At 72.8% G+C, this 23,333-nt stretch carries 20 protein-coding genes; 10 read left to right on the top strand and 10 right to left on the bottom strand.

What is annotated here, in order from left to right; all coding sequences use genetic code 11:
* Window position 1: 1 nt before the first annotated feature.
* From HGB54_RS03780 to HGB54_RS03800, 5 genes are all read right to left on the bottom strand, one after another.
* Window positions 2-196 carry a ferredoxin gene (locus HGB54_RS03780; RefSeq protein ID WP_168915271.1) on the bottom strand — a complete coding sequence of 65 codons (195 nt, stop codon included), beginning with the start codon at window positions 194-196 and terminating at the stop codon, window positions 2-4.
* Window positions 193-1,074 (bottom strand): fumarylacetoacetate hydrolase family protein, encoded by an 882-nt coding sequence (locus HGB54_RS03785; RefSeq protein WP_168915272.1) that lies wholly within the window; start codon window positions 1,072-1,074, stop codon window positions 193-195. Before HGB54_RS03785 ends, HGB54_RS03780 begins: the two co-directional genes overlap by 4 nt.
* Window positions 1,071-2,003, bottom strand: coding sequence for a DODA-type extradiol aromatic ring-opening family dioxygenase (locus HGB54_RS03790; protein ID WP_168915273.1), 933 nt, complete (start codon window positions 2,001-2,003; stop codon window positions 1,071-1,073). Before HGB54_RS03790 ends, HGB54_RS03785 begins: the two co-directional genes overlap by 4 nt.
* Window positions 2,004-2,006: 3 nt before the next feature.
* The gene (locus tag HGB54_RS03795) at window positions 2,007-3,497 is read right to left on the bottom strand and encodes an aldehyde dehydrogenase family protein (RefSeq protein ID WP_228545924.1); all 1,491 of its coding nucleotides are present in this window, start codon (window positions 3,495-3,497) and stop codon (window positions 2,007-2,009) included.
* Window positions 3,498-3,596: 99 nt separating this feature from the next.
* A complete protein-coding gene (locus HGB54_RS03800) occupies window positions 3,597-4,097 on the bottom strand; it encodes a MarR family winged helix-turn-helix transcriptional regulator (RefSeq protein ID WP_168915275.1) in 501 nt (166 codons plus the stop codon).
* A gap of 105 nt (window positions 4,098-4,202) precedes the next feature.
* On the opposite strand from HGB54_RS03800, the gene HGB54_RS03805 reads away from it, so the two are divergent.
* Both HGB54_RS03805 and HGB54_RS03810 read left to right on the top strand, forming a co-directional pair.
* Entirely contained in the window at window positions 4,203-5,441 is a 1,239-nt protein-coding gene (locus HGB54_RS03805) for a cytochrome P450 (protein ID WP_168915276.1), read from the top strand.
* 542 nt (window positions 5,442-5,983) lie between these two features.
* Window positions 5,984-6,991, top strand: coding sequence for an NAD(P)-dependent alcohol dehydrogenase (locus HGB54_RS03810; RefSeq protein WP_168915277.1), 1,008 nt, complete (start codon window positions 5,984-5,986; stop codon window positions 6,989-6,991).
* A 40-nt stretch (window positions 6,992-7,031) separates the two neighbouring features.
* On the opposite strand, the gene HGB54_RS03815 is transcribed toward HGB54_RS03810, so the two are convergent.
* The gene (locus tag HGB54_RS03815) at window positions 7,032-7,745 is read right to left on the bottom strand and encodes a type 1 glutamine amidotransferase (protein WP_168915278.1); all 714 of its coding nucleotides are present in this window, start codon (window positions 7,743-7,745) and stop codon (window positions 7,032-7,034) included.
* Window positions 7,746-7,842: 97 nt separating this feature from the next.
* Between HGB54_RS03815 and HGB54_RS03820 the strand changes: the two genes are divergently transcribed.
* A complete protein-coding gene (locus tag HGB54_RS03820) occupies window positions 7,843-9,201 on the top strand; it encodes a glutamine synthetase family protein (RefSeq protein WP_168915279.1) in 1,359 nt (452 codons plus the stop codon).
* A gap of 43 nt (window positions 9,202-9,244) precedes the next feature.
* Here the strand turns inward: HGB54_RS03820 and HGB54_RS03825 are convergent, their stop codons facing one another.
* A complete protein-coding gene (locus tag HGB54_RS03825; RefSeq protein WP_168915280.1) occupies window positions 9,245-10,057 on the bottom strand; it encodes an acetoacetate decarboxylase family protein in 813 nt (270 codons plus the stop codon).
* A gap of 170 nt (window positions 10,058-10,227) precedes the next feature.
* Here HGB54_RS03825 and HGB54_RS03830 point away from each other — a divergent pair, with 170 nt between their 5' ends.
* The 3 genes from HGB54_RS03830 to HGB54_RS03840 are packed head-to-tail and all read left to right on the top strand — an operon-like array spanning window position 10,228 to window position 12,790.
* Window positions 10,228-11,745 (top strand): APC family permease, encoded by a 1,518-nt coding sequence (locus HGB54_RS03830; RefSeq protein ID WP_168915281.1) that lies wholly within the window; start codon window positions 10,228-10,230, stop codon window positions 11,743-11,745.
* A 50-nt stretch (window positions 11,746-11,795) separates the two neighbouring features.
* Window positions 11,796-12,077, top strand: a complete 282-nt coding sequence (locus HGB54_RS03835; RefSeq protein ID WP_168915282.1) for a hypothetical protein — start codon at window positions 11,796-11,798, stop codon at window positions 12,075-12,077.
* On the top strand, window positions 12,074-12,790 hold the full coding sequence (locus tag HGB54_RS03840) for a gamma-glutamyl-gamma-aminobutyrate hydrolase family protein (RefSeq protein WP_228545925.1): 717 nt from the start codon (window positions 12,074-12,076) through the stop codon (window positions 12,788-12,790). Before HGB54_RS03835 ends, HGB54_RS03840 begins: the two co-directional genes overlap by 4 nt.
* A 33-nt stretch (window positions 12,791-12,823) precedes the next feature.
* On the opposite strand, the gene HGB54_RS03845 is transcribed toward HGB54_RS03840, so the two are convergent.
* Window positions 12,824-13,906: a phosphotransferase gene (locus HGB54_RS03845; RefSeq protein ID WP_168915283.1), complete on the bottom strand. Its 1,083-nt coding sequence runs from the start codon at window positions 13,904-13,906 to the stop codon at window positions 12,824-12,826.
* A gap of 71 nt (window positions 13,907-13,977) precedes the next feature.
* Here HGB54_RS03845 and nudC point away from each other — a divergent pair, with 71 nt between their 5' ends.
* Together nudC and HGB54_RS03855 are read left to right on the top strand one after the other, a co-directional pair.
* Entirely contained in the window at window positions 13,978-14,919 is a 942-nt protein-coding gene (gene nudC, locus HGB54_RS03850; protein WP_323740682.1) for an NAD(+) diphosphatase, read from the top strand.
* Window positions 14,916-16,691, top strand: a complete 1,776-nt coding sequence (locus tag HGB54_RS03855; protein ID WP_168915284.1) for an ATP-dependent helicase — start codon at window positions 14,916-14,918, stop codon at window positions 16,689-16,691. The genes nudC and HGB54_RS03855 overlap by 4 nt, the downstream gene beginning before the upstream one ends.
* Here the strand turns inward: HGB54_RS03855 and HGB54_RS03860 are convergent.
* Together HGB54_RS03860 and HGB54_RS03865 are read right to left on the bottom strand one after the other, a co-directional pair.
* Window positions 16,663-17,565, bottom strand: coding sequence for a hypothetical protein (locus HGB54_RS03860; RefSeq protein WP_168915285.1), 903 nt, complete (start codon window positions 17,563-17,565; stop codon window positions 16,663-16,665). The genes HGB54_RS03855 and HGB54_RS03860 overlap by 29 nt on opposite strands.
* 71 nt (window positions 17,566-17,636) lie before the next feature.
* Window positions 17,637-19,073: a zinc-dependent metalloprotease gene (locus HGB54_RS03865; protein WP_168915286.1), complete on the bottom strand. Its 1,437-nt coding sequence runs from the start codon at window positions 19,071-19,073 to the stop codon at window positions 17,637-17,639.
* Window positions 19,074-19,230: 157 nt separating this feature from the next.
* Between HGB54_RS03865 and HGB54_RS03870 the strand changes: the two genes are divergently transcribed.
* Window positions 19,231-20,340 (top strand): YlbL family protein, encoded by a 1,110-nt coding sequence (locus tag HGB54_RS03870; protein ID WP_168915287.1) that lies wholly within the window; start codon window positions 19,231-19,233, stop codon window positions 20,338-20,340.
* 65 nt (window positions 20,341-20,405) lie between these two features.
* Window positions 20,406-23,324 (top strand): UPF0182 family membrane protein, encoded by a 2,919-nt coding sequence (locus HGB54_RS03875; protein WP_228545926.1) that lies wholly within the window; start codon window positions 20,406-20,408, stop codon window positions 23,322-23,324.
* Window positions 23,325-23,333: the final 9 nt, after the last annotated feature.

Here is a 23,333-nt window from a genome sequence, read left to right on the forward strand (position 1 = left end):
GCTACTGCTGCTGGACGGTGATGGCCTGCATCGGGCACACGTCGACCGCGGCCTCGAGGTCGGCGAGCATCTCGTCGGGCGCCTCGGCCTGGTACTGCAGCTTGTCGTCGCCGTCGAGCTGAAACACCTCGGGCGCCTCGAAGACGCACTGCCCGTAGTGCTGGCACTTCTTCATGTCGACGTCGATCTTGATCATCGGGGCTGCTCCTCGATCTGGGACGGGTAGAGGTCTTTCGAGGGGGTGCGGATGCCGCGGAACTCCCAGTCGCCGCCGAGCGCGGTGGAGACGACCTCCTCGCTCTCGGTGGGCTGGGCGCCCACGTCGGCGCGGACGGGCGTCGGCCCCTCGACGATGGTGTTGCGCAGTCGGCCGAGGCCCTCGACCTCGACCTCGACCACGTCTCCAGGGTAGACGGGCCGGGAGTTCGCGGGCGTGCCCGTGAAGATCATGTCGCCGGGCACGAGGGTGATCGTGCGGGCGAGGTCGGCGACGAGGTAGTGCATGTCCCACTCCATGTTCGCGGTGGAATCCTCCTGCTTCACCTCGCCGTTGACGATCGTGCGGATGCTCTTGCCGCGGAAATCCCAATCGGTGACGAGCCCCGGCCCCACGGGCGCGAGCGTGTCGCTGCCCTTGACCCGCAGCATCGAGCCCGCGTCGGTGTCGCGGAAGTCGTGCAGCCCGTAATCGTTGCCGACCGTGTAGCCGGCGATGTAGTCGCCGGCCTCGGCGGGGGAGACGTTGCGGCAGACGCGGCCGATGACGGCGACGATCTCGCCCTCGTAGTTGAGCCACTTGCAGCCGGCGGGGCGCACGATGTCGCCGCCGTGGCTGTTGAGCGCCGTGATCGGCTTGTGGAAGTAGGTGGGCGCGGCCGGGAGCTTCGTCATGAACTCCTCGGTGCGGCTCGCGTAGTTGAGGTGAACGGCGAGGATCTTCGTCGGCTCGGCCGGGGCGAGGTGCTGCGCATCCTCGATCGCGATCTCACGGCCGTCGGATGCCCGCAGCACGTCGCCGTCGCGCACCACCTGCACGGGCGCGCCGCCGAGCAGGATGCGGCGGTACTCGGTCACGCCGCGCCCGCCTCGACGGAATCGTCGCGCGAGAGCGTCAGGTCCTTCGGCAGCGGGAACCCGCCCTCCGGCTCCGGGAAGTACACGTGCACCTGCCCGGTGCCGATCGAGTTCTCGTACTCGGAGTACAGCACCCCGCGGGCGGTGTTCGCCTCCTCGCCGGTCGCGCCGGCCATCTGCAGCCAGTGGCTGAAGTTCGCCTCGGGCTTCACCTTCTTGAACTCGGGCATGGTCTCGAGGATGCGCGCGTGATCTCCCTGCTTCATCCACTCGATGCGCTCGAGGTCGGCGGCCCGCGCCTCGGGGCTGAAGATGTGCGAGGGATCGCTCGACTCGTGCTGGCGCAGCTCGCGGAGCGTGTAGAAGGTGTGCGAGAGCGCGCCCGAGGCGAGCAGCAGCACCTTGCGGTCGCTGTCGCGGATGGCCTCGCCGAGCGCGCGGCCGGCGCGCAGGAAGTCCTCGGTCGTCGCCGTCTGGCAGACCGAGAGGCTCACCCAGCGCTTGTCGAGGCCGCGGCCGAGGTAGTGCCAGAGGTTGACGGTGGCGTAGAAGATCGGCAGGTGCGGGTCGCTGATGGGCGTGACCCAGGTGCCGTTCTTCTCGTCGTAGTCGGCGACGGCGTTGGCGAGCTCGGGGTCGCCGCGGAACGCGTAGGGGATCTGCGACATTCCGCGCGGCAGCTCCTCGCTCGTGAACAGCCCGCTGCGCTCGGCCTGGGCCGAGATGACGAACTCGACGGTCGTGGCCCAGTGCGAGTCGAGCACGACGACGGTGTCGTAGTCGAGGGTCTCCATGACCTCCTCGCGGAACCGCTTGAGGCCCGGCACGAGCGAGATCTCGCGCCCCTCGTTGATGTCGTACCGCACGTCCTGCGGCAGCATGATGGTGGGCACGTGCGCGAGCATCGCGGCGCCGACGACCTTTCCCATGACTTACTCCTTCCACCCGGAGGGTGCGTAGACGGTGTTCTTGACGTCGGCGTAGAAGTCGAATGACCAGGTGCCGCCCTCGCGGCCCACCCCGCTCTTCTTGCTGCCGCCGAAGGGCGCGCGCAGGTCGCGCACGAAGAAGCAGTTGACCCAGATCGTGCCGGCGACGAGGTTCTTCGTCAGTCGCTCCGCGCGCGCGCGGTCGCCGCACACGACGACGGCGGCGAGCCCGAAGTCGGTGCCGTTCGCGAGCTCGACGGCCTCCTCGTCGGAGGCGAAGGTCTGCATCGTCAGGACGGGCCCGAAGACCTCGGCCGTGAGGATCTCGCTGCCGGGCGCGGCGTCGGCGAGCAGCGTGGGCCGGAAGTACAGCCCGCCGAGCTCGTCGTTCGCCCCGCCGCCGACGACGATGCGCGCGCCCTCGGCGGTCGCGCGCTCCACGAAGCCCGCGACGCGGTCGAGGTGCACGCGGTGGATCTGCGGGCCGATCTGCGTCGCCTCCTCGCGCGGGTCGCCCTGCCGCAGCTGCGCGGCGGCGGCCGCGAAGCCTGCGGCGAACTCCTCGGCGACGGCCTCGTGCACGAGCAGTCGCGTGCCCGAGAGGCACACCTGCCCGGCGTTGTCGTACTGCTCGACGGCGAGCTCGACGGCGAGGTCGAGGTCGGCGTCGTCGGTGACGATGAGCGGACTCTTGCCGCCGAGCTCGAAGCTCACCGGCGTGAGGTTGTCGGCGGCGGCCCGGGCGATCGACTTCGCCGTCGGCACCGAGCCGGTGAACGAGATGCGGGCGATGCCGGGATGCGCGACGAGGGCCGCGCCCGCCTCCGCGCCGTAGCCCTGCACGACGTTGAAGACGCCCGCCGGAACGCCGGCCTCGGCGGCGAGGTCGGCGAAGTAGCTCGCGCTGAGCGGCGTCCACTCCGCGGGCTTCAGCACGACGGTGTCGCCCGCGGCGAGCGCGGGCCCGATCTTCCAGGTGGCGAGCATGAGCGGCGCGTTCCACGGCGTGATGAGCGCGGCGACGCCGGACGGGTCCCACGAGATCGTGTTGGTGTGCCCGCGCGTCTCGAAGGGCGCGTGGTGCAGCTCGTCCACCGCCCAGTCGGCGAAGAAGCGCAGGTTGTGGGCGACGCGCGGCATGACGCCGCGGCGGTGCGAGCGCAGCAGGGCACCGTTGTCGAGGGTCTCGAGCTGGGCGAGCGGCTCGAGGTCGCGCTCGACGAGGCCGGCGAGCCGGTGCAGGATCTCCCCGCGGCCGCGCGGGCCGAGGTCGCGCCAGGCGGGGAAGGCGGCGCGGGCGGCGGCGACGGCCGCATCGACCTCGGCGGCCCCGCCGCGGGCCACGTGCGCGAGCACCGCGCCGTCGATGGGGGAGACGCTCTCGAAGGTCTCGGGCGAGGAGACGCGCTCGCCGCCGATCGCGTGCCGCGTGTCGACGGTGAGGCCGGCGAGTTGCACCTGGTGCACGGGGGCTGCTCCTTCGCAGTCGGTCATTCGGGTACGAATGACTGGTGCGACGATGCTAGCCGAGTCGGGGCGCGGGCGACAGGGCGGGGGCGGTCCGGGATGCCCGGCAGGAGCATCCCGAACCCCTCAGCGCGTCTTCTCGGTCGCGATCGTGATCTGGCGCAGCATGTCGGCGAGGGCGGCGCGCCGGCCGTCCTCGACGCCGCCCGCCACCTGCTTCTCGTGCGCGTTGAACTCGGGGAAGAGCGTCTGCATGAGCGCGCGGCCCTCGTCGGTCATGCTCACCGAGACGAGGCGGCCGTCCTTGGTGCTGCGCTCGCGCACGAGCAGGCCCTTCGTCTCGAGCGTGCCGAGCACGCCCGTGAGGGTCGCCTTCGAGAAGCCGCCCTCCTCGGCGATCTGGCGGGTCTCGATGGGCTCCCAGATCCAGGTGACCCAGAGCACGACGAAGGCCGTCCAGGAGAGGCCGCTGTGCGAGAGCACGGTGCGCTCGAGGTAGTTGCGCGTGGCGTTGGCGGCGCGGAACAGGTTCGACACCACGGCCATCGCCTCGAAGTCGATGGGCAGCGCGCCGAGCTTCTCGGCGATCTGCTGCTCGGTCTCGGCGAGCGTGTGCGGACTCGGCATGGCGTCCCCCTTCGTGGCCATCCAATCCCATCACGGCGGGATGCGCGCCGCGCTCCCGTTCGTTAGTATCCGAACAATTCGCTTCCTACGAAAGCAGGCGCTCCCATGGCGGTCTCCACGCTCACCCTCGCCGACCTCGACCTGTTCGCGCACGGAGCGCCGTGGCAGGTCTTCGAGGAGCTGCGCGCGACCCCCGGTCTGCACTTCTCGGAGGAGGAGGCGCCGAACAGCGGCTTCCACTCGGTGACCCGGTACCACGACGTCGTGCGCGTGCTGCGGGATCCGGCGACGTTCACCTCCGAGCGATTCACGAACCTCGAGGAGGTCGACGCCGAGCAGGAGGAGATGCGGCGCTCGATGCTCGAGACCGACGGGCTGCGGCACCGGGCGATGCGCCGGATGCTGCAGGGCGAGTTCACGCCGCAGGCGGTGGCGAAGTACGAGACCTTCCTGCGCGGCATCACGGCGCGCACCCTCGACGCGGCGCTCGCGAAGGGCGAGTTCGACTTCGTGGAGGAGGTGAGCGCCGACTTCCCGATCCGGGTGCTGGCGCGCATCCTCGACGTGCCCGACAGCGACACGGGCCGGCTGATCGAGTGGGGCAACCGCATGGTCGGCAACACCGATCCTGAGCACACCGATGTGCTGATCGGCTCGGCCGACAGCGAGGCGTACCGGCACGTGCCGTTCCGCTCGCCGGCGGCGCTCGAGGTCTACGAGTACGGCAAGCACCTCAAGGCCGAGCGCGCGGGCAAGGGCGGCACCGATCTGGTCTCCCTGCTCGCGAACGGCGTGCCGGGCGACGGCGTGCCGCTGAGCGAGCGCGACTTCAACACGAACTTCCTGCTGCTCGTCGTCGCCGGCAACGAGACCACGCGGCACACGATCACGCACACGATGAGCAACCTGCTGAACAATCCCGAGCAGCTCGCCCTGCTCAAGAACGACCCCTCGCTCATCCCGTGGGCGGTCGAGGAGTTCCTGCGCTTCGCCTCGCCGGTGTACCACTTCCGGCGCACGGCGACGGCCGATGTGGAGTTCTCGGGCACGCCGATCAGGAAGGGCGAGAAGGTCGTCACCTGGTTCGCCTCGGGCAACCGCGACGACGCCGTCTTCGCCGACCCGTACCGCTTCGACGTGACCCGCACCCCGAACGAGCACATGTCGTTCGGCCGGGGCGGCCCGCACATGTGCCTCGGCAACGCGCTCGCCCGCATCGAGCTGCGCATCATGTTCGAGGACCTGCTGACCCGCGACGTCGTGCTCGAGCGCACCGGAGACATCGACTACCTGCGCTCGAACTTCGTGCACGGCATCAAGCGCATGCCCGTCCGCGTCGTCTGATCCGGGATGCTCGGCGCGGGCCGCGCGCCCGCACGGGCCGGCGCCCGCCCGAGCCGCCGCCCGCCCGAGCCGCCGCCCGAGGCCGACCGTGCCCGCCTGCGCCCGCCCTCGCCGGCCGGCCACTACAGGTTCGCCGCGGGCTCGGTGCGCGGGCGATGACGGCGAGGGGCTCGAGAGCCTGCCGACGACGCCGATCGAGGCTCCACCATGCGGAACGTCAACGGTCAGAGTCCTCTCTACTCGGCCTTCCACAACTGCGGATCGGGTGAATCGACCTCACCCGATCCGCAGTTGTGGAAGGAGCACGGGGCGAGGACTGGCCTCCTCGTCTTCCGCATCGAGGCGTGAGCCTCGCGCGTGCACCCTCCGTCCGTCCGATCGCGGCCGCCTGCCGAGCGTGGGCGGCGAGCTCGCGCGCCGCGACGGACGCGCGCCCGCGCGACCTTCCCCCCGCGGGCACGGGCGCGCCCCGCTCGACAGCGCGGCCGCGGTCGAGCATCCTGGCAGCGTGCCCGGCCCCGGGCGCCGGGAGGGGAGCGGCCATGCGCTCGGTCATCGCGACCCGCTACGGCGGCCCCGACGCGCTGCGCCTCGTGGATGCCCCCGCGCCGGTTCCCGCAGCGGGCCAGGTGCTCGTGCGCGTCGCCGCCAGCTCGGTGAACCCGCTCGACTGGCACGAGCTGCGCGGCCGGCCCTACCTCGTGCGGATCGGCTCGGGCCTGCGCCGCCCGAGAACCCCGGCTCGCGGCAGCGACCTCGCCGGAACGATCGAGGCCCTCGGCCCCGACGTCGACGACCTGCGCGTCGGCGACGAGGTCATGGGCTTCGGGGTCGGCGCGTGGAGCGACCTCGCGGTCGTCAGCGCGCGCGGACTCGTCCGCCGTCCGCCCGGCTTCGGCGCGCACGAGGCCGCCGGCGCGGGCGTCGCGGCGATCACCGCCCTGCAGGCGCTGCGGCGCGGCGGGCTCACCGGCCCGCGCACGTGGCGCCCCGGCGAGGTCGAGCCGATGCCCCCGCGCATCCTGATCATCGGCGCCACCGGGGGAGTGGGCACGTACGCGGTGCAGCTCGCCAAGCTCTTCGGCGCGCACGTCACCGCCGTCACCAGCACGCGCAACCTCGTACTCGCCGAGCGCATCGGCGCCGACGAGCTCATCGACTACACGACCACCGCGCTCGACGACGGCCTGCGCCGCTATGACCTCGTGCTCGAGCTCGCCGGTGCGCGGCCCCTGGGCGAGCTCGCCCGGCTGCTCACGCCGACGGGCGCGCTCGTCGCCTGCGGCGCCCCGCGCGGCCAGTGGCTCGGCCCGCTCGTGTCGGTCGCGGCGCTCGCCGTGCGCGATCGGTTCTCCCGACGGACGTTCGCGAGCATCCTGGCCCGCCGCGACCGCGATGACCTCGGGATGCTCGCCGAGCTGCTGGCGACGGGCGCGCTGCGCACGGTCGTCGGCGAGGTGCTGCCCCTCGAGCGCATCGCGGAGGCCGTGGCGCTCAGCGAGACCGGGCACGCGCGCGGCAAGATCATCGTCGACCTCGCCGCCCCCTGAGCCGGAGCGGCCGGCGCCGCGAGCACCCGCGCGCCGCCCCTCAGCCCGGCAGCACCCCGGCCACGTCGCGCAGGAACGCGTCGACGAGCGCATGCGTCCGCGCCAGTGCCGCCGGCTCGGCCGCGCGCGTCTGCGCGAGCATCACGTCGGGGTCGAGCCCCGCGGCGCGCACCTGGCGCTCGCCGCCCTCCTCGAGCCATCCGACCAGCCCGGCCGCATCGAGCTCGGGGTGGAACTGCACCGCGAGCGAGCGCCCGATGACGAAGGCCTGGGAGGCGGCGGGGTTGCGGGCGATCTCGCGCGCTCCGGGCGGCAGCGACCAGCGGTCGTAGTGGAACTGGAACCAGGGGCCCTCGCCGACGAGCTCGGGCTCGTCGCTCCAGACCGCGTGCCATCCGATCTCGGAGGCCGGCGCGGGGGCGACGCCCCCGCCGAGCGCGCGGGCGAGCAGCTGGCCGCCGAAGCAGATGCCGAGGACGGGCATCCCGCCGGAGTGGGCGCGGCGCAGCCAGTCGATCTCGGGCAGCAGCCACGTGCCGATGCGCGCGTCGTCCCAGGCGCCCCACGGCGCGCCGAGCGGCACGACGACGTCGAAACCGTCGAGCGAGGGGAAGTCGGCCGCTACGTCCGGCCGCCGGAACGACGACGCGGGCACCACCTGCATCGTCTCGATCTCGATACCGTGGTGCGCGAAGCGCTCGCCCACCGGCCCGAGCGGGCTCACGTGGTCGTGCTGAACGAACAATGCCCTCATGATGGCGACCTCCTCGTCGACGCGGCGGGTGCCCTACAGTATCGTTTGAGGCCGAACGATCGGATCGTCCGCCACGAGTGCCACAAGGGAGTGGACCATGGAACGAAGCCTTCTGCACCTTCAGACCGAGCTGACCGAGGCCGGCATCGACGTGCTGCGGGTCATCTACGCCGACATCCTCGGCACCACCCGCGCGAAGGACATGCTCGTGAGCGAGCTCGGCCGCGTCAGCCACGGCGGCCCCGCCTTCTGCCAGGGGGTGTGGGTCACGACGACCCACGGCGACGTGCTCGACGGCGGCTCGGTGCTGACCGACGGGCTCGAGGACTTCATCTCGCAGATCGTGCCGGGCTCATGGCGCCCCATGCCGTGGGAACCCGGCGTCGCCTACGCCGTCGCGGGCGCCGCGAACCCCGACATGACCCCCAACGCCTTCGCGCCGCGCACCCTGCTCGAGCGCATCGTCGGCGAGTACGACGCCCTCGGGCTGACCCCGATCGTCGGCCCCGAGCTCGAGTTCTTCATCGCGGAGGCCCGCGAGGGCAGCGCCCCGGGCTATCAGCAGGCGATCCAGCAGCCCGGCCGCGTCTACACCTCGGGCGCCACCGTCGATCCGCACGGCACCTTCCTGCACCTGCTGCGCATGCTCGACCGGATGCGCATCGGCGTGTTCGCCGGCAACCACGAGTTCAGCGCCAGCCAGTACGAGATCAACTTCTGGCACGGCGAGGCCCTCGACGCGGCCGACCGCACCCTGCTGCTGAAGACCGCGGTGAAGGACGTCGTCGCCCGCACGGGCCGGCACGCCACCTTCCTCGGCAAGCCGTGGACGGAGGAGGGCGGCAGCGGCTTCCATCTGCACTTCTCGGTCGTCGACGCCGAGGGTCGCACCCTCATGCACGAGGGCGACGGATCGCTCACCGAGCTCGCCCGGCACATGATCGGCGGCATCGTGCACCACGCGGCCGCGCTCACCGCCCTCTGCAACCCGACGATCAACGCCTTCAAGCGCCTCGGTCCCGACACCCTCGCGCCGTACCGCGCCAACTGGGGCTTCGACAACCGCAGCGCCCTCGTGCGCATCCCGCCCGAGCGCGGCGAGGGCACCCGCCTCGAGATCCGTCTCGGCGACGGCTCCGCCAATCCGTACCTGCTGACCGCGGCCGTCCTCGCCGCCGGGCTCGACGGCATCCGCACGAAGCGCGAGCCGGCCGAGCCCGTCCAGGGGCTCGCCTACGGCGACGAGGGCGGGGCGGTGCTGCCCATGACGCTGGGGGCGGCGCTGGATGCCCTGCACGACGACGCCGTGCTGTGCGAGATGCTCGGCGGCCCGCTCGTCGAGGTCTTCGAGGTGCTCAAGCGCGACGAGGTGGCGCGCTACACCGAGTCGGTGGCCGACCCCGAGACCCGCGAGGTCACCTCGTGGGAGGTCGAGGAGTACTTCCTCGACCTGTAGGCCGGAGAGGGCCGCTCGGCCGGCCGCTGCCGGCCGGGCCGCCTCAGACCGAGGGGTCCGACCGATCGGCGACGAGGCTGCCGCCGTTGAACGTCACCCCGACCTCCCGGTAGTACGCCGCGATGTGCTCGCGCACCGGCAGGATCGACCCGAGCTCGTCCCAGGGCGAGTCGGCGAGCACGAGCTCGGCGTCGCCGACCCAGGTCTCGCCGATCTCGGCATCGGTCGTGCTCATGGTGATGAGCTGGTCGAGGCTGTTGCCGGCGCCGGGGGTGATGGAGGGCATCCACCGCGAATGCAGCATGGGGTGGCCGTTGACGAAGCCGTTCGTCTCGCTCGGCTCGCGCAGCGTGACGACGAGCGAGGCGAGGCGGTGGTCGTAGGCCGCGAGCGAGGCGCCGAGCTTCGCGCCCGGCGCGAGGCGGGGGGAGGCCTTGCCGACGGAGAACACGCGGGTCACGGCCATCGAGCCGAGCTTCTTCGGGTAGCCCTGGAACCAGCCGCGGCCGATCGCGAAGTCCTTCGTCACCCAGATGGCGACGCAGCGGGTGTAGGTGACGCCTTCGTAGCGGCACCGCACGACGGCGAAGGTCTCCAGGTACTGCGAGCGCTGCGGGTCGAGCAGCTCGGCCCCGCCCGTCGAGCACGACTGCCAGTCGGCCCAGATGAGGGCGACGGCGCCCGGGTCCTCCTCGGCGAGCTCGACGCCCTGCGGCAGCAGCGCCGCGACCTTCTCGGGGTCGGTGCGGTACTCGGCGGTGAGGAGCGTCCCCGAGTAGTACCAGGGCATGTCGGGCACGATCGCGCTCGTGCCGGTCGGGGTCTGCGGGGCCATGAAACCGCGGAGGTCTGCCATGGGCGCCAGGCTAGCAACTCATTCGGGAACAAACGATAGGGCGGCGGCGGAATCTGCTGAGCGGAATTCCGCATCCTCGGGATGCTTGACGGGGGCAGGCGCGTCCTCCACTCTTGAGCCACTTCGTTTTGACCCGAACGATCGTCCCGCTCAATGAGGAGTTCCGGACCATGACCCACCCCGCCCCTGCCGCCGGCACCGCCCCCGCCGACCGCGACTCCGCCCTCCGCCCCGGCCGCCTCGGCGTGCTCGGCATCGTCTTCTTCGTCGTCGCCGCCTCGGCCCCGCTCATCGGCATCACGGGCGCCGTGCCCGTGGCGATGCTGCTCGGCACCGGGGCCGCCGTGCCGGGCGCCTACCTCGCCGTCGGGCTCACCCTGCTGCTGTTCTCCGTCGGCTACGCCACCATGAGCCGGCAGATGACGAACTCCGGCGCCTTCTTCGCCTACGTCGGCAAGGGGCTCGGCGTGCGCGCCGGCGTCGCGGCGGCCTTCGCCGCCCTCCTCGCGTACCTCACCATCCAGCTCGCCATCTACGGCTTCTTCGGCGTCGTCGCCTCGGGCTTCGCCGCCGGCCTCGGCCTCGATCTGCCCTGGTGGGTCTGGTCGATCCTCGTCTGGGTGATCGTCAGCGGCCTCTCGCTGCTGAGCGTCGACGTGGGCGCGAAGGTGCTCGGCGTCATGCTCGTGCTCGAGGTGATCGTGCTGCTCGTCGCGGCGATCGCCATGCTCGCGAACGGCGGCCCCGAGGGGTGGATGCTCGGCGCCTCCTTCTCGCCCGACCAGGTCTTCGCGGGCGGCTTCGCCGGCACCGCGGGCATCGCCCTGGCCTTCGCCTTCGCGAGCTTCATCGGCTTCGAGGCCACCGCGATCTACGGCGAGGAGGCGAAGGACCCGAAGCGCACCGTGCCGATCGCGACCTACATCTCGATCGTCGTCATCAGCGTGCTGTTCGCCATCGTCTCCTTCGCGATGGTCACCGGCATGGGCGCCTCGCAGGTGGCCGACCGGGTCATCGAGCTCTCGGGCGGCCTGGCCGACCCCGCCGGGGTGCTCTTCGGCCTCACCGAGCAGTACGTCGGCGGCTGGCTGACCGTCGCGATGGGCATCCTCGTCATCACGAGCCTCTTCGCGGGCCTGCTCGCGTTCCAGAACGCGGCGAGCCGCTACTTCTTCGCGCTCGGGCGCGGCGGCGTCCTGCCCGCCGCGGTCGCCCGCACCAACGCGGCGGGCGCCCCGATCATCGGCGTCGCCATCACCTCGGTGATCGCGCTCGTCGTGATGATCGTCTTCGCCGTCGCGGGCCTCGACCCCTTCGCGAACCTGTTCTCGTGGATGAGCTCGGTGACGGTCATCGCCATCGTGCTCGTCGAGATCCTCGTCAGCATCGCCGTCATCCGGTACTTCCTGTCGCACGAGGGCGGCACGGTCTGGTCCACGAAGATCGCCCCGGCGCTGTCGATCCTCGCGCTCGGCGTCGGGCTCTACCTGCTCATGTCGCGCTTCAACCTGCTCGCCGGCACCGCGCCCGAGGGCGTCGACCCCTCGCTGCCCGAGAGCGCCTGGCAGCTCAACGGCCTCGGCTGGCTGCTCGTGCTGCTTCCCTTCGTGCTGCTCGTCGTCGGCTTCGTCGTCGCCCGCACCGGGGCGCGCCGCAGCGAGCAGCTCGTCAAGGACTTCGCGTCCTGACCGCGCCGGTAGCGTTGCCGTCGGCCATCCGGCCCCGGAGAGAGGACACCATGCGAGACGACGAATTCGACCTGGACGTCACCGCGGCGCAGCCCATCGACGACGCCGCGATCGCCGCGCTGAGCCGCGACGAGCTCATCCAGGCGATCGTCGCCCTGCCGCCCGAGCTGCGCATGGGCATGGGCGGCATCCTGCTCGAGAAGCGCACCTACTCCGACGTCTCGCAGGAGCTCGGCATCCGCCAGGCCGAGCTCGTGCGGCAGGTGCACCGCGGCCGGGCGCTCATCTCGCGGCAGCTCGCGGGCCGAGCGGGCCGGGCGGGCGAGGCGTGAGCAGGCCGCCCGTCATCGGGCTCAGCACCTACCTCGAGCCCGCGGCGATGGGCCTCTGGGACCGCCCCGCCGTCGTCCTGCCGCGCGTCTACACCGACGCCGTGCTCGCCGCGGGCGGCGTGCCGGTCGGGCTGCCCCCGCAGCCGCCGACCCCTGCGGCGGTCGCCGCGGTGCTCGACGCCATCGACGGGCTCGTCATCACCGGCGGCAAGGACGTCGATGCGGCGCTCTACGGCCAGGCCGCGCATCCCGAGAACGACGCCCCGCGCCCCGATCGCGACGCCTGGGAGATCGCGCTCGTGCGCGCGGCGATCGAGCGCGACCTGCCCCTGCTCGGCATCTGCCGCGGCCTGCAGGTGCTCGTCGTCGCCCTCGGCGGCACCCTCGTGCAGCACCTTCCCGACGTGATCGGCTCGAGCCGGTACAGCAACGGCGACGCGACCTTCGCCGACAACCCCGTGCTCATCGAGGCGGGCAGCCTCGTCGCCGGGATGCTCGGCGCGAGCGCGACCGTGAAGAGCTACCACCACCAGGCCGCCGACCGCGTGCCGCCCGGGCTCGCGATCACCGCGCGCGGCGACGACGGCGTGGTGCAGGCCGTCGAGGTCGCCGGCATGCGCTTCGGCGTCGCCGTGCAGTGGCACCCGGAGGAATCGCCCGAGGACGCCCGGCTGCTGACCGGCCTGGTCGAGGCCGCCCGCACGTCGCGATAGCCGCGCGGCGGCGCGCTCGCTCCCGACCCCGCGCTAGTCGCGCGGCGTGGGCGGCGTGGCGACGTCGTCGCCCGAGCCGGGGCGGCTGGGCGAGGCGGGCGATGCCGCGCCGACCGGCTGCAGGTCGAGCCCGCCCGCGCTGCGCAGGCCCGCGAGGTCGTGCGCGTCGGTGAGGGTCGACGGCCGCACGGGCTCGGCGGCGAGCGAGGCGGTCATGTCGGTGTGCACGCGGTCGAGCAGGGCGTGCAGCATGCCGACGGCGTCGTCGATGATCTCCTGGCTGCGGCTCGCGGTGCCGTGCAGCAGCCAGCGGGCGACCTCGAGCTCGGCGGCGAAGACCGCCCGGCGGCCCAGCTGCTTGTCGTGCACGCCGCGGGCCTGGTGGTACGCGTCGAAGGCCGCGTCGGGCACGGCGGCGTCGGGGGCGCCGAGCAGCCAGAACAGGTCGCGCGCGGGGTCGGCCACCTGCAGCCGGCTCCAGCCGAGCACGCCCGTCACCGTCTCGGCGATGGCGAGGAACGAGGAGGCGGCGAGCGCCCCGTTGATGACGGTGGGCGTGAACTGCCAGAGCGTGGTGTCCTCGACGGCGAGCTCCCAGCGGCGCTGCAGGCCCGCGGGCACGAGCCCGGTGCTGACGGCGCGGTCGAGGGTCGAGGTGCTCTCGCGCACGACGTCGACGGCGCGCAGCTGCGGCAGGCCGACGTCGGCGACGACGCTCGTCGGCAGGGCGTGGATCGCCGCGATCGCCTGCCCGATCGAGGCCGCGAGCCCCGGGGTGACGCGGGCGAGCGAGACGGGGTCGCCGTCGACGAACTCGTGCACCACGGCGCGCGTGCCGCCCGCGGGGGCCTGACCGAGCAGCCGCGGGGCGGCGAAGGGAAGGCGGCCGCGCACGCCGTCGCTGAGCGCGCGCAGGGCCACCATGTCGGCGGACTGCTCCGACTCGGCCGCGGCGGTGCGCGGCGCGCGCACGACCAGGCTGCGGCCGTCGCGCGTCGCCAGCAGCGCCGAGTCCACGCCGCCGCTGCTCGAACCGAGCCGCACCGCGGTCGTGACGTCGAGGCCGGGAACGGCCGCCGTGGCGAGCGCGGCTAGAGTGAGAGGGGTCCTGGCCATACCGACAGGGTAGGCGGCGCGCTGCTCGCGAGGGCCGTCCGCCACGCGCTTCCGCCGCCGCAGATGGGGTCATGATGCACCGTTCGATCACCGCTCGACTGCCCCTCTCGCGGTACCGCATCGACCGCGACGACACCGCGCGGGTGCGGCCCGACCTCTTCGCCGAGCTCGCGGCCGAGCCGACCTCGCGGGTGCTGCCCGTGTGGCGCGGCGAGGTGCTGCTGACCGCGGCCGAGCATCCCGCCCTCGCTCTGCTGCCGCTCGATTCGGTGCCGATGGATGCCCTGCGCATCTACCTCGGGCGCACCACCGACGACGATGCCGACCTGCCGGCCGGGTCGGCGATCGTGGCCGCCGTGCTCGATGACGAGGCCGGCGAGCGGATGGCGCTCGACGTCTCCCGCTGGGGCAACCCGCGCACCCTCGGCCACCAGCTGAGCGACCGCGATGCGGGACTCGCCGTCGAGTCGCTCGCGATCGCGAACTGGCACGCCAGCCACCGGTTCTCGCCCCGCACGGGCAATGCGACGACGCCCGGCCGCGCCGGCTGGGTGCGCGTCGACGTCGAGACCGGGCGCGAGATGTTCCCGCGCACCGATGCGGCGATCATCGTCGGCGTCACCGACGAGCGCGATCGGCTCGTGCTCGGCAGCAACGCCGCCTGGGAGTCGAACCGCTTCTCGCTGCTCGCCGGCTTCGTCGAGCCGGGGGAGTCGCTCGAGGCCGCCGTCGCCCGCGAGGTCGCCGAGGAGTCGGGGCTGCGCGTCGTCGACCCCGTCTACGTGGGCTCGCAGCCGTGGCCGTTCCCCGCCTCGCTCATGCTCGGGTTCCGCGCGACGCTCGACCCCGCGGTCGCCGCCGAACTGCGCCCCGACGGCGACGAGATCCTCGATCTGCGCTGGTTCAGCCGCGACGAGCTGCAGAGCCAGCTCGACACGATCGTGCTGCCCGGCCGCACCTCGATCGCGCGCGCCATCATCGAGGACTGGTTCGGGGGGCCGCTCGAGGCATGAGCGACGCCGATCGTCTCCTCGCCGCGCTCGACGAGCAGCAGCGCACGGTCGCCGAGAGCCTGCTCGGCCCCGTCTGCGTGCTCGCCGGCGCCGGCACCGGCAAGACCCGGGCCATCACGCACCGCATCGCCTACGGCGTGGCGACGGGCTCGTACGACCCCTCGCGGGTCATGGCGCTGACGTTCACGACGCGGGCGGCGGGCGAGCTCGCCGGCCGGCTGCGGGCTCTCGGGGCGGAGGGCGTCGCGGCGCGCACCTTCCACTCGGCGGCGCTGCGCCAGCTGCACTACTTCTGGCCCATCGTCGTCGGCGGCAGCGCGCCGAGCATCCTCGACGGCAAGGCGCGCCTGCTCGGCCAGGCCGCCGCGAGCATGAAGCTCACCGTCGACACCGCCGCCCTGCGCGATGCGGCCGCCGAGATCGAGTGGCGCAAGGTCAGCCGCATGAGCATGACGCAGTACGCGAGGGCCGCCGAGAGCCGCACGATGCCCGCGAAGCTCGACGTCGGCCAGATGGTCGAGCTGCACCGCCGGTACGAGCAGCTGAAGGACGAGCGCCGGCAGATCGACTTCGAGGACGTCCTCCTGGTGACGGCCGGGATGCTCGAATCCGAGCCGCGCGTGGCCGAGCAGGTGCGCGAGCAGTACCGCTTCTTCGTCGTCGACGAGTACCAGGACGTCTCGCCCCTGCAGCACGACCTGCTGACGCTCTGGCTCGGAGGGCGGCGCGAGCTCTGCGTGGTCGGCGACGCCTCGCAGACCATCTACTCGTTCGCGGGCGCCTCGAGCGACTACCTCGTGCGCTTCGGCGCCGAGTACCCCGACGCCGAGGTCGTGCGCCTGGAGGAGAACTACCGCTCGACGGGCGAGATCGTCGCCCTCGCCAACCGCCTCATGCGCGGCCGCCCCGGGGCGCTCACGCTGCGCGCCGCGGGGGAGGCCGCCGCCGCGGGTGCCACGCCCACGGTGAGCCGGCACGCCGACGACGCCGCCGAGTCGGCCGCGCTCGCGCAGTCGATCGCGCGCCGCATCGCCGACGGCACGCCGCCCGAGTCGATCGCCGTGCTGTACCGCATCAACACGCAGTCGATCGCGATCGAGGCGGCGCTGCGGCGCGCGGGCATCCCCGTGCAGACGCGCGCGAACAGCCGCTTCTTCGACCAGCCGGAGGTCAAGCAGGCGATCATGCTGCTGCGCGGCGCCTCGATCGCCGGTGCCGCCTCCGTCGGCGGCGGCGAGGAGCCCCTGTTCAAGAGCGTGAGCGACGTGCTGCGCGGGCTCGGCTGGCAGCAGGACGCCCCCGAGGGCTCCGGCGCCGAGCGCGCCCGGTGGGACAGCCTGACCGCGCTGCTCGGTCTCGCCGAGGAGGCGCCCGCGGGCACGACGCTCGCCGACTTCGTGCGCGAGCTGCAGCGCCGGGTGCAGGCCCAGCACGAGCCGACCCGCTCGGCCGTGACCCTCTCGACGCTGCACGCGGCGAAGGGCCTGGAGTGGGACGTCGTGCACATCGTCGGCCTCAGCGAGGGGCTCGTGCCGATCAGCTTCGCGAAGGGGCTCGAGGCGATCGACGAGGAGCGCCGGCTGTTCTACGTGGGCGTCACGCGCGCCCGCCGCGTGCTCGAGCTCTCGTGGGCGCAGCGACCGATGCAGGCCCGGGCCGAGCGCTCGGCCAGCCGGTTCCTCGACGAGATCCGCCCGCCGGGATCGGCCGCGGGCTCCGGGGCGATCGCCGCGGGCGCCGGGCTCAACCGGCGATCGGCACTGCGCGACTGAGGTCGTCGGGCGTCGAGTCGGGCGTGCGCGGCGCGGTGCCGGCCGGCTCCTCCGCCGCCGGCGCGGTCGCCGGCGCAGGCCCGGCCGGTGGCGCCGCCACCAGCTCCAGCCCGCGGCACCCGCAGCGCGGGGAGGGCCGCCACTCCCGTTCGACCCGAGCGCCGTCGTCGGCCGCGATGCGCAGGCTGCGCCCGCCGGCTCCGCCGAGCATGCGCACGACGGCGGCGCCGGCCTCCGCGGCGAGGAGGGGCGCGTCGGCCGCGGCGGGGCGGCCCCAGAGCTGGCTCGCGAGAGCCGGCCACGCGGCGTCCTCCTCCGTGCGGGCCTGCTCGACGCAGGCGAGGCACGCGGTCGCGCCGGGCACGACGAGGGGCCCGACCGTCGCCGAGGCCTCGCCGATGACGACGGCGAGGTGACGCACGTCGCGGCGCAGCCAGCGCTGGTGCTCGAGCGGATCGATCACGTGGGTGCTCACGAGCACGGCCGCGTCGACGGCCTCCTCGTCGAGCCGGTCGCCGGCCGCGGCGACGACGACGGGATGCCCCGCCTCCGCCAGCACGCGCGCGATGCGCGCCGCCGAGTCCGACGACCCCACGACCGCCACCCGTGCGGGCGGCGCAGCCTCGTCCGGGGCGCGGGTCAGGGCGGGGGCGAGCCGGGCGAGCAGGCGCTCGACCTCGTCGTCGGCCATCTGCGCGGCGTGCGCGAGCACCCCGAGCCCGGCCCGCGTGACGCCGGTCTCGAGGGCGGCGACGAGCCGCGCATCCCCGTCGGAGACGGCGTCGAGCACGACGAGCGCGGGGTCGACGCCGATCTGCAGGCTGTCGGGGGAGCGCCACACGATGGCGCGGCGGGGGTCGAGGCGCAGGATCATGGCGCACATGATCGGCGCGACCGGCCCATCGCGCGAGGGTTGTGCACAGCGCCCGTCGCCGGGCCGCGCGGTCAGCGCGCGCGCGGCCCCGGCTGCTCGGGCTCGTCCGGTCCGGGCTCCGTGCCGCCGCCGGGCTCCTGCGGCTCCTCGCCCGGGGCACCCTCGACGGGGCGCTCGCCGTCGCCGTCGAGCAGCGCGCTGAGCGCCTGGTCGAAGGCCTCGTCGTCGACCGGGCCCGAGCGCAGCGAGGCGATGACGCGCGCCGGGTCCTCGATGTCCTCCGCGCCGGGCAGCAGGTCCGGGTGCGCCCACAGCTCGTCCCGGGAGGCGGCGCCGACAGCGTCGGTCACGGTGCGCCAGAACGCGGCGGCCTCGCGCAGGCGGCGCGGGCGAAGCTCGAGGCCCACGAGGGTCGCGAAGGCCGACTCGGCGGGCCCGCTCGCGGCGCGACGGCGGCGCACGGTCTCGGCGACGGCGTCGGCCTTCGGCAGGCGCGAGGTCGCGTCGGCGGTGACGACGTCGACCCAGCCCTCGATGAGCGCGAGGGTCGTCTCGAGGCGGGCGAGGGCGGCGAGCTGCGCCTCCGACTTCGGCGGGATGAGCGCGCCGCTCGTGAGCGCCTCGCGCAGGCTCTCGGGGTTCGAGGGGTCGAGGTCGGCGGCGAGCGACTCCATCCTGTCCATGTCGATGGTGATGCCGCGGGCGTAGTCGGTGATGGCGCTGATGAGGTGCAGCCGCAGCCAGCGCGCGTGCCGGAACAGTCGCGCGTGCGCGAGCTCGCGCACCGCGAGGTAGAGCTGCACCTGATCGGCGGGGATGTCGAGGCCCTGCCCGAAGGCGGCCACGTTCTGCGGCAGCAGCGCGGCCTGCACGTCGTGCTCGTCGCGCCCGGGCAGCAGCGGGATGCCGATGTCGCCGCCGGAGACGACCTCGGCCGAGAGCTGGCCGACGACGTGGCCGAGCTGCAGCGAGAAGAGGGTGCCGCCGAGCGAGCGCATGACGCGGGTCGCGTCGCCGAGCATCGCCTTCATCTCCTCCGGCACCTGGCCGTCGAGCGCGCCGGTGAGGGCGTCGGCGATGGAGAGGGCGACGGGCTCGGCGAGCTGGGTCCACACCGGCATCGTCTGCCGCGCCCAGTCGGCGCGGGTCAGCAGCGAGGGCTCGGCCGTCAGCTGCGTGATCGAGGTGGCCTCGTCGAGCCAGAGGGCGGCGACGTGCAGCGCCTGCCGCAGGGCCTCGAGCTCGGCGGGGGTCGAGGCGACCGCGCCCGTCGCGGCGATGCGCCCCGACTCCTCCTTCGCGAGGCGCCAGTCGACGCCGTCGCCGTCGCCGGCGGCGTTCATCGCCTGCTGCAGCTGCCCCATGAGTCGGGCGAGCATCGCGGGGTCGGTGGGCAGTCCTGCGGCCCCGGCGAGCTTCGAGGGATCCATGTCGCCCTCGCCCGCCAGGAATCTACGCATCATTTCGCGGAACTCGTCGCCGGCTCCGCCGAGGGGATCCTCAGCCATGCTCCCTACGCTAGTGCGGCGCCCTCGGGCCGGTACCCGGTTTCGCCGTAGGCTGACGGCCGGTCCTCCGCCCGGCGGCGCGACCCGGTTGCAGCGCCCTCTGCGCGGCGCTCGTACCTTCCTCCCATCCGGAGCCTTCTGACCCACGAGGAGAGCGGTGTCGCTTTTCACCGACAGCACCGAGACCGACGACGGCCGCGATCAGCGCCGCGGCGGTCGGGCCGGCTGGCTCCTGCTCGGCGTCACCGTCTTCGGGCTCGTCGCGCTCGCGCTGCTGCCCTCGCCGTACGTCATCGAACGGCCCGGTCCCGTCTTCGACACCCTCGGCTCCGTCCCCGTCGACGGCGAGGACGTCCCCCTCATCACCATCCCGACCGAGCCGACCTACGACACGGAGGGCTCGCTGAGCCTGCTCACCGTCACCGTCGCCGGCAACCCCGACCGCCTGCCCTCGTGGTTCGAGGTCGGCGCCGCCTGGCTCGACCCGCAGCAGTCGGTCGTGCCGGCCGACACCGTCTTCCCCGCGGGCGTCAGCACCGAGGACCGCCGCGAGCAGAGCCGCGTCGAGATGGAGAACTCGCAGCAGGAGGCCGTCGCCGCCGCCCTCCGCACCCTCGGCGAGCCCTATGAGAGCACCCTCATCGTCGTCGAGACGACGGAGGGCGGCCGGGCCGAGGGCGTCCTCGAGGCCGACGACCGCATCATCTCCGTCAACGGCGAGGAGCTGCGGGATGTCACGGCGCTGCGCGCCGCGATCGCCGCGAACGGCACCTCCGAGCCCGCGGTCATCGGCATCGAGCGCGAGGGCCGGAGCGAGACCGTCGAGATCGTCCCCGAGTTCAGCGAGGGCGAGAACCGGGTTCCCGTCGTCGGCATCCTCGTGGCGGGGGAGTACGAGTTCCCGTTCGAGGTCGAGATCGAGCTCGAGAACGTCGGCGGTCCGAGCGCCGGCATGATGTTCGCGCTGGGCATCATCGACAAGCTGACGCCCGGGTCGCTGGCGGGCGGCGCCGAGGTCGCTGGCACCGGCACGATCGCGGCCGACGGCAGCGTCGGGCCGATCGGCGGCATCGTGCAGAAGATGTACGGCGCCCAGGATGCGGGGGCGACGGTGTTCCTCTCGCCGCGCGGCAACTGCGACGAGGTGGTGGGGGCGATCCCCGACGGTCTCGACGTGATCGCCGTCGCGACCCTCGACGAGGCCGTGCTCGCGCTGCAGTCGCTGGCGGACGGGGACGACCCGGCCTCGCTGCCGCGCTGCGGCTGAGCATCCCCCAAGCTGACCCCCGTAAGCTGGCACGGTTCATCCCCCAACCCCGGGAGCCCCCTGCCGTGACTGCCACCGCCCCGCCGCCCCCTGCGAACAAGCAGCGAGCGACCCTCGCGATCTCCGCATCGATCCTCGGAGCCGTGGTCGTGCTGTTCTTCGTGTTCGCGGGCTTCTACACCGACGTGCTCTGGTTCGATCAGCTCGGCTACCTCCCCGTGCTCACGACGCAGTGGATCGCCACCGCGGGCATGTTCGTGCTCGGCTTCGTCGCGATGTTCGTGCCCGTCTTCGTGAGCCTGCAGATCGCCTACCGCCTGCGGCCCGTCTACGCGAAGCTCTCGTCGCAGCTCGACCGCTACCAGGAGGTCGTCGAGCCGCTGCGCCGCGTGGCCATGCTGGGCATCCCGGCCGTGCTCGGCCTCTTCGCCGGCGTCGCCTCGGCCAGCCTGTGGCCCGTCGTGCTGCAGTGGTGGAACCGCACCTCGTTCGGCCAGGTCGACCCGCAGTTCGGCCTCGACATCTCGTTCTTCGTCTACGAGCTGCCCTTCTGGCGCAGCATCGTCGCCTTCGCCTCCGCCGCTGTTCTGCTCTCGGCGCTCGCCGCGGTCGCCGCCAGCTACCTCTACGGCGCCGTGCGCTTCATGGGCCGCGAGGTGCGCATCTCGCGCACCGCGCGCGTCCAGTTCGCCGTCACCGCGGCCATCTACCTCGCGCTGCAGGCCGTCTCGATCTGGCTCGACCAGTACGCGGTGCTGAGCCAGTCGAGCGTGGGCTTCCTGCCCGCCGGCGCCGGCTTCACCGAGGCCAACGCGACCATCCCGGGCCGGGCGATCCTCGCCGGCATCGCCGCGCTCGTCGCGATCCTCTTCATCATCACGGCGGTCATCGGGCGCTGGCGCCTGCCGATCGTCGGCACCGCGCTGCTCATCGTCAGCGGCCTGCTCATCGGCAGCGTCTACCCCTCGCTCGTCCAGCAGTTCCAGGTCGTGCCCAACCAGCGCTCGGCCGAGGCCGAGTTCATCCAGCGCAACATCGACGCCACCCGTGACGCCTACGGCGTCGCCGGGGTCGAGGAGATCGACTACGCGGCCGAGACCGACGCGACCGCGGGCGCCCTGCGCGAGGACGCGGAGACCACCGCGAACATCCGCATCCTCGACCCGGCGCTCGTCACCGACGCGTTCTCGCAGCTCGAGCAGTTCCGGCAGTACTACCAGTTCCCCGAGTACCTCGACGTCGACCGCTACGAGATCGACGGCGAGACCACCGACACGGTGATCTCGGTGCGCGAGCTCGACGCCGCCGGCCAGACCTCGCAGAACTGGTTCAACAACACCATCGTCTTCACGCACGGCTACGGCGTCGTCGCGGCCTACGGCAACCAGCGCAGCGCCGACGGCCAGCCGCTGTTCCTCGAGCAGGGCATCCCCGTGCGCGGCGGCCTCACCGAGGAGCTCGGCGAGTACGAGCCCCGCGTGTACTTCGGCGAGCAGTCGCCCGAGTACTCCATCGTCGGCGGCCCCGAGGGCGGCGACGAGCTCGAGCTCGACTTCCCGGCGGAGGAGGGCGATGACGCCGATGCGGCGGGCAACGCCACCTACACCTTCACCGGCGAGGGCGGCCCCACGCTCGACGGCCCCTTCAAGAAGCTGCTCTACTCGCTGAAGTTCCAGTCGACCGACATCTTCCTGTCGAACGCCGTCTTCGACGAGTCGCAGATCCTCTACGACCGCAACCCGCTCGACCGCGTCCAGAAGGTCGCCCCGTACCTGACGCTCGACAGCGACCCGTACCCGGCGATCGTCGACGGCCGCATCCAGTGGATCATCGACGGCTACACGACCTCGTCGAACTACCCGTACTCGACCTCGGTGGCCCTCTCGGCCGCCGTCGCCGACACGTACACGCCCACCCCGACGCTGCCCGTCGACGACATCAACTACATCCGCAACTCGGTGAAGGCCACGGTCGACGCCTACGACGGATCGGTGACGCTCTACGCGTGGGACGACGAGGACCCGATCCTCGAGACGTGGCAGAAGATCTTCCCCTCGACGCTCGAGCCGATGAGCGAGATGGGCGACGCCCTGCTCGACCACGTGCGCTACCCCGCGGACCTGTTCAAGGTGCAGCGCAACATCCTCGGCGCGTACCACGTGACCGACCCGGGATCGTTCTTCTCGACGGACGACGAGTGGATCACGCCGAACGACCCGACCTCGACCGCCGGCACGCCCACGCTGCAGCCGCCGTACTACCTGACGATGCAGCTACCCGGCAGCGAGAACCCGGGCTTCACGCTGTACTCGACCTTCATCCCGCGCGCTGCCGGTGAGAATCAGCGCAACGTGCTCACGGGCTACCTGGCGGCCAACGCCGACCCGGGTGAGGACTACGGCAAGCTCACGCTGCTGACCCTGCCGAGGCAGACGACGATCCCCGGGCCGGGGCAGGTGCAGAACCAGTTCAACTCCGACACCGAGGTGGCGAACCAGATCGCGCTGCTCGAGCGCGGGTCGACGACGGTGCGCCGCGGCAACCTGCTGACGCTGCCCGTCGCGGGCGGTCTGCTCTACGTGCAGCCGGTGTACGTGCAGTCGACGGGTGAGACCAGCTACCCGCTGCTGCGCAAGGTGCTCGTCTCGTTCGGCGACGAGATCGCCTTCGAGGACACCCTCGACCTCGCGCTCGACGCGCTCTTCGACGGCGACTCCGGTGCCGACGCGGGCGACGGCGGCGTCGAGCCGGTCGACCCGATCGTCGATCCCGTCGACCCGGAGGCTCCTGTCGAGCCCGAGGAGCCGGCCGAGCCGACCGACCCGGCCGTGCCCGCGGACGACTTCGCGGCCGCGCTCGCCGACGCCCAGCAGGCGCTGCAGGACCGCGAAGCGGCCTACGCGGCGAACGACCTGGTGGCGGCGGCCGAGGCCGACGAGCGGCTTCAGGATGCGGTCGAGCGCCTGATCGCGCTCGACGAGTAAACGCCGACC

The sequence above is a fragment of the Microcella flavibacter genome (assembly GCF_012530535.1).
Lineage (GTDB): Bacteria > Actinomycetota > Actinomycetes > Actinomycetales > Microbacteriaceae > Microcella > Microcella flavibacter.

Bases quoted from the DNA above. Each gene is read 5' to 3' on its own strand.
- HGB54_RS03780 (WP_168915271.1), bottom strand. From the start codon at position 196: ATGATCAAGATCGACGTCGACATGAAGAAGTGCCAGCACTACGGGCAG.
- HGB54_RS03790 (WP_168915273.1), bottom strand. From the start codon at position 2,003: ATGGGAAAGGTCGTCGGCGCCGCGATGCTCGCGCACGTGCCCACCATC.
- HGB54_RS03795 (WP_228545924.1), bottom strand. From the start codon at position 3,497: ATGACCGACTGCGAAGGAGCAGCCCCCGTGCACCAGGTGCAACTCGCC.
- HGB54_RS03800 (WP_168915275.1), bottom strand. From the start codon at position 4,097: ATGCCGAGTCCGCACACGCTCGCCGAGACCGAGCAGCAGATCGCCGAG.
- HGB54_RS03805 (WP_168915276.1), top strand. From the start codon at position 4,203: ATGGCGGTCTCCACGCTCACCCTCGCCGACCTCGACCTGTTCGCGCAC.
- HGB54_RS03810 (WP_168915277.1), top strand. From the start codon at position 5,984: ATGCGCTCGGTCATCGCGACCCGCTACGGCGGCCCCGACGCGCTGCGC.
- HGB54_RS03815 (WP_168915278.1), bottom strand. From the start codon at position 7,745: ATGAGGGCATTGTTCGTTCAGCACGACCACGTGAGCCCGCTCGGGCCG.
- HGB54_RS03820 (WP_168915279.1), top strand. From the start codon at position 7,843: ATGGAACGAAGCCTTCTGCACCTTCAGACCGAGCTGACCGAGGCCGGC.
- HGB54_RS03825 (WP_168915280.1), bottom strand. From the start codon at position 10,057: ATGGCAGACCTCCGCGGTTTCATGGCCCCGCAGACCCCGACCGGCACG.
- HGB54_RS03830 (WP_168915281.1), top strand. From the start codon at position 10,228: ATGACCCACCCCGCCCCTGCCGCCGGCACCGCCCCCGCCGACCGCGAC.
- HGB54_RS03835 (WP_168915282.1), top strand. From the start codon at position 11,796: ATGCGAGACGACGAATTCGACCTGGACGTCACCGCGGCGCAGCCCATC.
- HGB54_RS03845 (WP_168915283.1), bottom strand. From the start codon at position 13,906: ATGGCCAGGACCCCTCTCACTCTAGCCGCGCTCGCCACGGCGGCCGTT.
- nudC (WP_323740682.1), top strand. From the start codon at position 13,978: ATGATGCACCGTTCGATCACCGCTCGACTGCCCCTCTCGCGGTACCGC.
- HGB54_RS03855 (WP_168915284.1), top strand. From the start codon at position 14,916: ATGAGCGACGCCGATCGTCTCCTCGCCGCGCTCGACGAGCAGCAGCGC.
- HGB54_RS03860 (WP_168915285.1), bottom strand. From the start codon at position 17,565: ATGATCCTGCGCCTCGACCCCCGCCGCGCCATCGTGTGGCGCTCCCCC.
- HGB54_RS03865 (WP_168915286.1), bottom strand. From the start codon at position 19,073: ATGGCTGAGGATCCCCTCGGCGGAGCCGGCGACGAGTTCCGCGAAATG.